This is a genomic window from Achromobacter sp. DMS1 (assembly GCF_001270295.1).
The window spans coordinates 1-9,541 of sequence record NZ_LHSJ01000161.1 but is presented as its reverse complement, the minus strand read 5'-3'; the positions used below and the strand labels follow the sequence as shown (position 1 = coordinate 9,541).

The window sequence follows — 9,541 nt, the reverse complement described above, 5'->3', positions numbered from 1 at the left end:
GCCCCGCGCCTGCGCTGGACGAATTCGCCGGCGCGCGCCAGTTCGACCGCTACCTGACCGCCGGCATCACCGACCTGATGCCGCGCGTCTTCGCCACCCGGCTGGCGCCGGTGGAGCATGCCTGCGGGCTGGCGCTGCTGGCGCTGGATCTGTCTGCCGGGCTGCGCGCGCCGCTCGCGCGCCACCTGCTGCAAGGGTTCCGCGCCTGACGGCCCTTTCCGATACGGCCCCCTTTGCGGTGGCCGCCGCCCTCCGGCGGCCGCGGCTGTTACCAGGCCGCCGGCACGGTAAAAAAGAGGGTTGGATCGAGGCGGTTAAAATGTGAGCATGCGCATCGGCCCGTGGACTCTCCCCAACAACGTTCTGGTCGCGCCCATGGCGGGCGTGACGGACCGTCCTTTCCGCCAGCTTTGCAAGAAACTGGGGGCGGGTTACGCCGTGTCCGAAATGGCGGCGAGCAATCCCAGGCTCTGGGACAGCGTCAAAACCTCGCGCCGCCTCAACCACGACGGCGAGATCGCCCCCGTTTCGGTGCAGATCGCGGGAGCGGACCCCGCGATGATGGCGGAAGCCGCCGTGTTCAATGCGCACAAAGGCGCGAAGATCATCGACATCAATATGGGCTGCCCGGTCAAGAAGGTGTGCAACGTGGCCTCCGGCTCCGCGCTGCTGCGCCACGAAGACCTGATCGCGCGCATCCTGGAGGCGGTGGTCGAAGCCTGCGCCCCCCTGGGAGTGCCGGTCACGCTCAAGACCCGCACCGGCTGGGACCGCGAAAACCGCAATGCGTTGCGGGTGGCCCGGCTGGCCGAGAACGCCGGCATCGCCGCCCTGACGCTGCACGGCCGCACCCGGGCCGACCTGTACGCGGGCAAGGCCGAGTACGACACCATACGCGCCGTCAAGGCCGAGATCGGGATTCCCGTGATCGCCAACGGCGACATCGATTCCCCCGAGAAAGCCCGGCGCGTCCTGGATTACACTTCTGCCGATGCGGTCATGATCGGCCGGGCCGCGCAAGGCCGTCCCTGGATTTTCCGCGAGATCGACCACTACCTGCGCACCGGGCGGACGCTGGCGCCGCCCACCCATGCGGAAATGCGCGAGCTGCTGCTCGAACATCTCGACGACCACTACCGCTTCTATGGCGAGCACACCGGCGTGCGCACGGCGCGCAAGCACATAGGCTGGTACCTGGAAAGCCTGCCGGGCGCGGACGCGTTCCTCGCCCGCATGAACCGGATCGACAACACCCGCGACCAGTGGCGGGCCGTGGCCGACTGGTTCGATCTCCTGCAAGAGGAGGCCGGCTCCGGCCGGCCCCCTGCGGACGGCCCGGACGCCCTGCGGGCGCGCCGGGCAGTCCGGCATCACGCGCGGCGGCACTCATCCGGCGCCCGCCGCAAACGCCCTGCTGGCGGCATAACCGCCTAACACCAACATAAAAATATCTGTACTCCCATGAGCAAGAAAGATGTCCTGGAAGAATGCGTGCGCGCCAGCCTGGAGCGCTATTTCGAAGACTTGGGCGAATCCGAGCCCCACGACATGTGGGACATGGTGATGCGCTGCGTGGAGCGCCCGGTGCTCGAAGTGGCCCTGGAACGCTCCGGCGGCAACCAGTCGCGGGCGTCCGAAATGCTGGGCATCACCCGCAACACGCTGCGCAAGAAGCTGCTGGCGCACAACATCCAGGTATAGCTTTCCGCGGGCGGCTCCGGCCGTCCTCCGATTTCCCATCCGACCTGAACGAGAAAGGCCCGCGCGCCTCCTTCCGTCCCCATCATGAAAATCGAAACCGCCCTGATCTCGGTGTCCGACAAGACCGGCATCGTTGAATTCGCCCGCGCCCTGGCCGCGCGCGGCGTGCGCCTGCTTTCCACGGGAGGCACCGCCCGCCTGCTGGCCGACGCCGGCCTCGCCGTGACGGAAGTGGCCGCCCACACCGGCTCGCCGGAAATCCTCGACGGCCGCGTCAAGACGCTGCACCCCAAGATCCATGGCGGCCTGCTGGCCCGCCGCGACAGCGCTGAGCACATGGAAACCATCAAGCAGGCGGGCATCGACCGCATCGACATGCTGGTGGTCAACCTGTACCCGTTCCGCGAAACCGTCGCCAAGCCCGGCTGCACGTTTGCCGACGCGGTCGAGAACATCGACATCGGCGGCCCCGCCATGCTGCGCGCCGCCGCCAAGAACCACGGCACCGAGGCCGGCGGCGTGACCGTCGTGATCGACCCGGCCGACTACTCGCGCGTGCTGGCCGAGATGGACAACGGCGGCAAGACTTCCTACGGCCTGCGCCTGGCGCTGGCGGCCAAGGTGTACGCGCATACCGCCGCCTACGACGGCGCCATCGCCGCCTACCTGAGCAGCCTGGCCGAGCCCGAGCCCGCCCAGGACGCCGCGCCCGCCCGCAACGACTGGCCGGGCACGCTGACCATCCAGGTCAGGCAGCAGCAGGCGCTGCGCTATGGCGAAAACCCGCACCAGACCGCCGCCTTCTACGTGGACGGAGAGCGTCACGCCGGCCTGCTGGGCAACTACCGCCAGCTCCAGGGCAAGGAACTTTCGTACAACAACATCGCCGACGCCGACGCGGCCTGGGAATGCGCGCGCAGCTTCGAGGCGCCGACCTGCGTGATCGTCAAGCACGCCAACCCCTGCGGCGTGGCCGTGGGCGAGAACACGCTGGATGCCTACCAGAAAGCCTTCAAGACCGATCCCACCTCGGCCTTCGGCGGCATTATCGCGTTCAACCGCCCCGTGGACGCCGCCACGGCGGAAGCCGTCAGCGCGCAGTTCCTGGAAGTGCTGCTCGCGCCGGCCTATGACGGCGCGGCGCTGGCCATCCTGGCCGCCAAGAAGAACGTGCGCGTGCTGGAAGTGCCCATGGGCACGGGCCAGAACGCGTTCGACGTCAAGCGCGTGGGCGGCGGCTGGCTGGTGCAGAGCCCGGACGCCTACAACGTGCCGCGCGATGCGCTGAAGGTGGTGACCCGGCGCCAGCCCACCGAGCAGGAAATGAACGATCTCATGTTCGCCTGGAAGGTGGCCAAGTACGTCAAGTCCAACGCCATCGTGTTCACGGGCGGCGGCATGACGCTGGGCGTGGGCGCGGGCCAGATGAGCCGCATCGACTCCGCCCGCATCGCCTCCATCAAGGCGGAGAACGCCGGCCTGACCCTGCAGGGCTCGGCCGTGGCCTCGGACGCTTTCTTCCCGTTCCGCGACGGCCTGGACGTGGTGGTGGCGGCCGGCGCGAGCTGCGTGATCCAGCCCGGCGGCAGCGTGCGCGACGACGAAGTCATCGCCGCCGCCGACGAGCACGGCATCGCCATGGTGCTGACCGGCGCCCGCCACTTCCGCCACTGATGCGCGTCCTCGGCATCGATCCCGGCCTGCGCCGCACCGGCTTCGGCGTGATCGATGCCGACGGCATGCGGCTGCGCTACGTGGCCAGCGGGACCATCGTGGTCCCGCCCGCGCTGCCGCTGCCGGAGCGGCTCAAGGTCATCCTGGACAACCTGCGCCAGGTGGCGCGCGACACGCGGCCCGACGTGGCCGCGCTCGAAATCGTCTTTCTCAACACCAACCCCGCTTCCACCCTGCTGCTGGGCCAGGCCCGCGGCGCGGCCCTGTGCGCGCTGGCCGACAGCGCGCTGGACGTGCACGAGTACACCGCCCTGCAGATCAAGAAAGCCGTGGTGGGAACGGGCCGCGCGGCCAAGGAACAGGTGCAGATGATGGTGCAGCACCTGCTGTCGCTGGACGGCGCGCCCGCGCCCGACTCGGCCGACGCGCTGGCCTGCGCCATCTGCCACGCGCACGTGGGCCCCTTGCAGGGCAAGCTCGAACGCCTGGGCGCCAGCCTGGGCGCGGCGGGCAGGACGCGGCTGCGCAACGGCCGCCTGGTGGGCTAGGGCGAACACGCCCTGGAACCCCGGCGCCCGGCTTTGTATAGAATCGCGGCATCGCCGCGCCCGCGGCCCCTCCCCTGCCTGGACCCGCCATGATCGGACGCATTACCGGAACCCTGATCGAGAAACTGCCGCCCACCGTCTGCGTGGACGTCAACGGCGTGGGATATGACATCGACGTGCCCATGAGCACGCTCTACGCGCTGCCCGAGACGGGCGCGCGCGTGACGCTCTATACCCACCTCGCCGTGCGCGAAGACGCCCACATCCTGTATGGCTTCGGCACCGCGGCCGAGCGCGGGGCGTTCCGCGAGCTCATCAAGGTCAGCGGCATCGGCGCGCGCACCGCGCTCGCGGTGCTGTCGGGGCTCTCGGTGGCCGAACTGGCGCAGGCCGTGACGCAGCAGGAATCGGGCCGCCTGACCCGCGTGCCGGGCATCGGCAAGAAAACCGCGGAACGGCTGCTGCTGGAAATGCGCGGCAAGCTGGGCGCCGACATCGGCGCCGCGCCCCATGCCGCGCCCGACAGCCAGTCGGACATCCTGAACGCGCTGCTGGCGCTGGGCTATTCGGAAAAGGAATCGCTCGCCGCCCTGAAGAACCTGCCCGAAGGCGTGGGCGTGTCGGAAGGCATCAAGCTCGCCCTCAAGGCCCTGGTGCGCTGAGGGCGACCGGCCAGGGCGACCGGCGAGGGCGACCGGCGAGGGCCGCGCGTTTCAGCGCAGCGGCGTGCCGCCGCGCAGGTAGCCGGGCGCCACCGCCTCCAGCCCGGTGGGCACCACGCGCAGCTCCGGCGCGATGGGCCCGGCGCAGACGTTGTCGGTGCGCAGCGAGTCGAGATTGTCGCGCGACATCAGCGGCTCTCCCGGCATGCACTCGAACAGCCGCGCCTGCAGGCGCCCCAGGCCCATGGGCACCGGCAGCACCGGGCGCGGATGGCCGCCCCAGGCCGCGCACAGCCGCGCGATCTCGCCCAGCGTGTAGACCTGCGGACCGCCGAGTTCGTATGTCTTGCCGCCCGCGTGGGAATCGGTCAACGCGGTTTCCATGGCCTTGACCACGTCGCCCACGTAGACCGGCTGCATGCGCGCGCCGGCGCCCGCCAAGGGCAGCGCCGGCAGGCAGCGGGCCAGGCGGGCGAAGCGGTTGGTGAACTTGTCGTCGGGGCCGAAGACCACGGAGGGGCGGAAGATGGTCCAGCCTTGCGGGTTCCAGTCGGCGAATTCCTGCTTGACGGCGGCTTCGCCGTCGCCCTTGGAACGCTGGTACATGCTGGGACCGCCGGAATCCGCGCCCAGCGCGCTCATGTGCAACATGCGCCGCACGCCCTGACGCCGGCAGGCTGCCGCCAGGCGCTGCGGCAGGTGCACATGCACGCGGGCGAAGTCGGATCCGTAGGGCCGGCCGCTGTTTCCATGCAGAATGCCCGCCAGATTGACCACCGCATCACAGCCCTCGGCCAGGCGGTCGAGCGTGGCGTCGTCCTGGACATCGGCCTCCAGCACCGTGACGGTGGGCAAGAGTTGCAGGTCGCGCCCCCGCGCGTAGAGGCGGGAGGGAACCAGAACCTGATGCTGGCCGGCGCTCAGGCGCGCCACCAGATGACGGCCGATGAAGCCGGTGCCGCCGATGACAAGAATACGCATGTAGCAGCCCCTCTCGTGCGTCGGGATTCAAGCCCGATTCTGCCCTGCGTGGACGACAACCGCAAGCGCGGACGGCGCCGGCGCGCCGCTCGCGCCTGGTATGCGTCTAGGAAGCCAGCAGGCGGGCGTAGGACGCCAGGTCGACGTTGCCGCCGCTGATGATGACGCCGACCCGCGCACCGCGCACCGGCACCACGTTCTGCAGCACGGCCGACGCGGCCAGGCAGCCGGTGGGCTCCACCACCATCTTCATGCGCTCGGCGAAGAACTTCATGGTGGAGACGAGCTGCTCGTCCTTGACCGTGACGATGTCGCGCACGTACTTCTGGATGAGCGGGAAGGTGAGATGCCCGAGATGCGTGGTGGCGGCGCCGTCGGCCAGGGTCTTGGGCGCCTGGATTCGGACGATTTCGCCTTTGCGCAGCGATTGCTGGCCGTCGTTGCCGGCCTCGGGCTCCACGCCGTACACCAGGCAGCGCGGGCTGAGGGCGTAGGCCGAGAGCGCCGAACCCGACAGCAGGCCGCCGCCGCCCAGACAGACGAACAGGTAGTCCAGTTCGCCGACTTCCTCGAACAGCTCCTTGGCGGCCGTGCCCTGGCCGGCGATCACGTCGGCGTGGTCGTAGGGCGGGATCAGCGTGGCGCCGGTTTCGGCCTGGATGCGGCGCGCGATGTCTTCGCGGTCTTCCGTGTAGCGGTCATAGGTGACGATCTTGCCGCCATAGCCTTCGGTGGCGGCGCGCTTGGCCGCGGGCGCGTCCAGGGGCATGATGATGGTGGCCTGCACGCCCTGCAGCCGCGAAGCCAGCGCGATGGCCTGCGCGTGGTTGCCGGACGAGAACGTCAGCACGCCGGCGGCGCGCTGACCGGGCGTCAGGCGCGCGATGGCGTTGTAGCCGCCGCGGAACTTGAAGGCGCCCATGCGCTGGAAGTTTTCGCACTTGAAGAAGACCTGCGCTCCGGCGACGGCGTTCGCCGTGGCGGAGGTGAGCACCGGCGTGCGATGCGCGTTGCCGGCCAGGCGCTCGCTGGCGCGCACGACGTCGTCATAGGAAGGCAGTTCGGGCTGCTGCATGGAGATCGGTCCTTGAATCGCGGGTACGGAAACCCTGCGATGATAAACCCGCCTGGCGCCGGCGCGGACGGCCTACTTGCCGAACAGGTCGCCGCTCGCGCTGGCCGCGCCGGCGGGCGGCGTGAGGCCCAGGTGGCGCCAGGTGGTCAGCGTGGCGGTGCGGCCGCGCGGCGTGCGCTGCAGGTAGCCGTGCTGGATCAGGTAGGGCTCGATGACGTCCTCGATGGTGTCGCGCTCTTCGCCGATGGCGGCGGCCAGGCTGTCCACGCCCACCGGCCCGCCGTCGAACTTGTGGACGATGGCTTCCAGCAGCTTGCGGTCCATCAGGTCCAGGCCCTGCGGGTCCACCTCCAGCATGGAAAGCGCCCGGCCCGCCACATCGGCGTCGATGAGGCCGCCCGCCTTGACCTCCGCGTAGTCGCGCACGCGGCGCAGCAGGCGGTTGGCGATGCGCGGCGTGCCGCGCGCGCGCGCGCGACCTCGGCCGCGCCCTCGGGCGTGATGGCGGCGTTGAGCAGGCCCGCGCTGCGCGTCACGATGCGGCCCAGGTCGGCAGCGTCGTAGAACTCCAGGCGCGAGACGATGCCGAAACGGTCGCGCAGCGGATTGGTCAGCATGCCGGCGCGCGTGGTGGCGCCCACCAGCGTGAAGGGCTGCAGGTCCAGCTTGACGCTGCGCGCGGCCGGGCCTTCGCCGATGAGGATGTCGATCTGGAAATCCTCCAGCGCCGGATACAGAATTTCCTCGACCACCGGCGACAGCCGGTGAATCTCGTCGATGAACAGCACGTCGTTCTTCTCGAGATTGGTGAGCAGCGCGGCCAGGTCGCCCGGGCGCTCCAGCACCGGGCCGGACGTCTGGCGCAGCTGCACCCCCATTTCGTGCGCGATGATGTGGGCCAGCGTGGTCTTGCCCAGCCCGGGCGGGCCGAAGAGCAGGACGTGGTCCAGGGCCTCGCCGCGCTGGCGGGCGGCGGCGATGAAGATCTCAAGCTGCTCGCGCGCGCGCTGCTGGCCGACGTACTCCTGCAGCGCCTTCGGGCGCAGGGCGCGTTCGATGGACTCCTCGTTGGACGACACCGGTTGCGGCGTCACGATGCGGGCAGTGTCGGCGCGGGTAGAGAGGGAATCGGACTGTATGGCCATGTTGCGGGAACGGCGATGATGAATGCAGCAAGCATCGTACCGTAATGCGGGCCGCGGCGCGCCCCGCCGGACGGGCGCGGCCGGCGGGGCGTACAGGCCCTAGTTTTCGGCCAGCGGCAGGCGGACGCGCACGCACAGCCCGCCGGACTCGGCCTGGCGCAGCTCCAGCGACCCGCCGTGCGCGCGCGCGATGGCTTCGGCCAGCGCCAGGCCCAGGCCCACGCTGCCGGTGCGGGTGCGGGCATCGTCGAGCCGGCTGAACGGGCGCAGGGCTTCGAGCCGGCGCTCGGGCGCGATGCCCTCCCCGTGGTCGGCCACGTCCAGCACGGCCTCGCGGCCTTCGCGGCGCAGGTGGATCTCGACCGGCGGCCGGGCATGGTTGAGCGCGTTGCCGATGAGATTGTCGAGCAGCCTCCCGAGCGCGACCGCGTCGGCCTGCACCGTGAGCCCCGGCTCTTCGTCCATGTGCAACCGCACGTCGGTGCCCGCGCCCTGCCAGGCGCCCACGCGCTCGGCCAGCCAGTCGCCCAGCGCCATGGGCGCATAGCGATAGGCGGCCGGGTCCGTGCCGCGCACGAAACCGATGAACTGGTCCACCATGTGCTGCATGTCGCGCAGATCGGTGCGCAGCCCTTCCTTGAGGTCGGAGTCGTCGGCCAGCTCGACCCGCAGCCACATGCGCGACAGCGGCCCCTTCAGATCGTGGGGCAGGCCGGAGAGCAGGGTGCGGCGCACCGAATCGGATTCGGCCAGCGCGTCGAGCATGGCGTTGAAGCGCTCGCCCAGCGCCCGCGTCTCGTGCGGGCCGGATGGCTCCACGCGCTGGGGCTGCCCGCCGCCAGGCGGTCGGCGGCATCGGCCAGGCGCGTGAGCGGGCGGGTGATATGCCACGAGAAGCCCACCGCCAGCAGCAGCAGCAGGCCCAGCCCGCCCAGCCAGGCGGCGACAAACGGCATGGCCACGGGCGGGTCCAGGCGCTCGAGCGGGATCACGAGCCATTCGCGCAGGCGCGGAACGTCCTCGCTGGCGGAATTGGGCGCCAGCGAAATGAAGATCTCCGGCGTGGGACCGTGCGAGAGCGCCACGCGGGTGCCGTCGTTCAGGCGCTCGTTGAGCTGGCGGACCAGGTCGCGCAGGTCGCGCCGGATGTCGTCGGGCTCGTTCTCGTACCGGTGGCGGCGCATGGCCCGCTCGGCGTCGTCGCGGTCGCGCCGGCCTGCGCGTACGGGTTGTGATTGCATATATTGTTCCAAGTCTCAAGACTGGGGAGAGATCCCTGGGCTGCTTTGAAACTTATGAACGGCACAAACGCTATACTCAGCGTCCTATAGCCTACAGCGTTATAGGATCAAGCGACTAAGTGCATATGGTGGATGCCTTGGCGATCACAGGCGAAGAAGGACGTGGTAGCCTGCGAAAAGCTGCGGGGAGCTGGCAAACAAGCATTGATCCGCAGATGTCCGAATGGGGAAACCCACTGCGCAAGCAGTATCCCTGGCTGAATACATAGGCCAGCGGAGGCGAACCGGGTGAACTGAAACATCTCAGTAGCTCGAGGAAAAGAAATCAACCGAGATTCCGAAAGTAGTGGCGAGCGAAATCGGAAGAGCCTTTACGATTTAGCGTGTGCGATAGTCGAACGGGATGGAAAGCCCGGCCGTAGCAGGTGATAGCCCTGTAGGCGAAATCGCGCATGTGGAACTAAGCGTAAGAGAAGTAGGGCGGGACACGTGAAATCCTGTTTGAAGATGGGGG

Annotated in this window: 7 protein-coding genes, 1 rRNA gene and 3 pseudogenes; 7 read left to right on the top strand and 4 right to left on the bottom strand. The window is 69.4% G+C overall.

Going from position 1 to position 9,541, the window contains the following annotated elements; translation table 11 throughout:
- The 6 genes and pseudogenes from AD428_RS17405 to ruvA form a co-directional block, all read left to right on the top strand.
- Positions 1-209, top strand: a pseudogene (locus tag AD428_RS17405) (monooxygenase); the annotation flags it as partial.
- Between the two features lie 118 nt (positions 210-327).
- A complete protein-coding gene (gene dusB / locus AD428_RS17400) occupies positions 328-1,434 on the top strand; it encodes a tRNA dihydrouridine synthase DusB (RefSeq protein WP_082308472.1) in 1,107 nt (368 codons plus the stop codon).
- 27 nt (positions 1,435-1,461) lie between these two features.
- Positions 1,462-1,701 (top strand): helix-turn-helix domain-containing protein, encoded by a 240-nt coding sequence (locus AD428_RS17395; protein WP_006217670.1) that lies wholly within the window; start codon positions 1,462-1,464, stop codon positions 1,699-1,701.
- An 84-nt stretch (positions 1,702-1,785) separates the two neighbouring features.
- Positions 1,786-3,375, top strand: coding sequence for a bifunctional phosphoribosylaminoimidazolecarboxamide formyltransferase/IMP cyclohydrolase (gene purH / locus AD428_RS17390; protein WP_053246011.1), 1,590 nt, complete (start codon positions 1,786-1,788; stop codon positions 3,373-3,375).
- Complete coding sequence (ruvC, locus tag AD428_RS17385) at positions 3,375-3,923, top strand: crossover junction endodeoxyribonuclease RuvC (protein WP_053246010.1); 549 nt, start codon at positions 3,375-3,377, stop codon at positions 3,921-3,923. The genes purH and ruvC overlap by 1 nt, the downstream gene beginning before the upstream one ends.
- 89 nt (positions 3,924-4,012) lie before the next feature.
- The gene (ruvA, locus tag AD428_RS17380; RefSeq protein WP_053244884.1) at positions 4,013-4,585 is read left to right on the top strand and encodes a Holliday junction branch migration protein RuvA; all 573 of its coding nucleotides are present in this window, start codon (positions 4,013-4,015) and stop codon (positions 4,583-4,585) included.
- 51 nt (positions 4,586-4,636) lie between these two features.
- Here ruvA and AD428_RS17375 read toward each other — a convergent pair whose 3' ends face one another.
- The 4 genes and pseudogenes from AD428_RS17375 to AD428_RS17360 form a co-directional block, all read right to left on the bottom strand.
- Positions 4,637-5,566 carry a complex I NDUFA9 subunit family protein gene (locus AD428_RS17375; RefSeq protein ID WP_053246009.1) on the bottom strand — a complete coding sequence of 310 codons (930 nt, stop codon included), beginning with the start codon at positions 5,564-5,566 and terminating at the stop codon, positions 4,637-4,639.
- 106 nt (positions 5,567-5,672) lie between these two features.
- A complete protein-coding gene (locus tag AD428_RS17370; RefSeq protein ID WP_053246008.1) occupies positions 5,673-6,641 on the bottom strand; it encodes a threo-3-hydroxy-L-aspartate ammonia-lyase in 969 nt (322 codons plus the stop codon).
- Between the two features lie 72 nt (positions 6,642-6,713).
- Positions 6,714-7,786, bottom strand: a pseudogene (ruvB, locus tag AD428_RS17365) (Holliday junction branch migration DNA helicase RuvB).
- A 99-nt stretch (positions 7,787-7,885) separates the two neighbouring features.
- Positions 7,886-8,988: pseudogene (locus AD428_RS17360) on the bottom strand (ATP-binding protein); the annotation flags it as partial.
- A 144-nt stretch (positions 8,989-9,132) separates the two neighbouring features.
- Here AD428_RS17360 and AD428_RS17355 point away from each other — a divergent pair.
- Positions 9,133-9,541: ribosomal RNA gene (locus AD428_RS17355) — 23S ribosomal RNA — on the top strand; the annotation flags it as partial.

What these genes read in the sequence shown, in the direction of transcription:
- ruvC (WP_053246010.1), top strand. Translation starts at nt 3,375, where the DNA reads ATGCGCGTCCTCGGCATCGATCCCGGCCTGCGCCGCACCGGCTTCGGC.
- AD428_RS17375 (WP_053246009.1), bottom strand. Translation starts at nt 5,566, where the DNA reads ATGCGTATTCTTGTCATCGGCGGCACCGGCTTCATCGGCCGTCATCTG.
- AD428_RS17370 (WP_053246008.1), bottom strand. Translation starts at nt 6,641, where the DNA reads ATGCAGCAGCCCGAACTGCCTTCCTATGACGACGTCGTGCGCGCCAGC.
- ruvA (WP_053244884.1), top strand. Translation starts at nt 4,013, where the DNA reads ATGATCGGACGCATTACCGGAACCCTGATCGAGAAACTGCCGCCCACC.
- dusB (WP_082308472.1), top strand. Translation starts at nt 328, where the DNA reads ATGCGCATCGGCCCGTGGACTCTCCCCAACAACGTTCTGGTCGCGCCC.
- purH (WP_053246011.1), top strand. Translation starts at nt 1,786, where the DNA reads ATGAAAATCGAAACCGCCCTGATCTCGGTGTCCGACAAGACCGGCATC.
- AD428_RS17395 (WP_006217670.1), top strand. Translation starts at nt 1,462, where the DNA reads ATGAGCAAGAAAGATGTCCTGGAAGAATGCGTGCGCGCCAGCCTGGAG.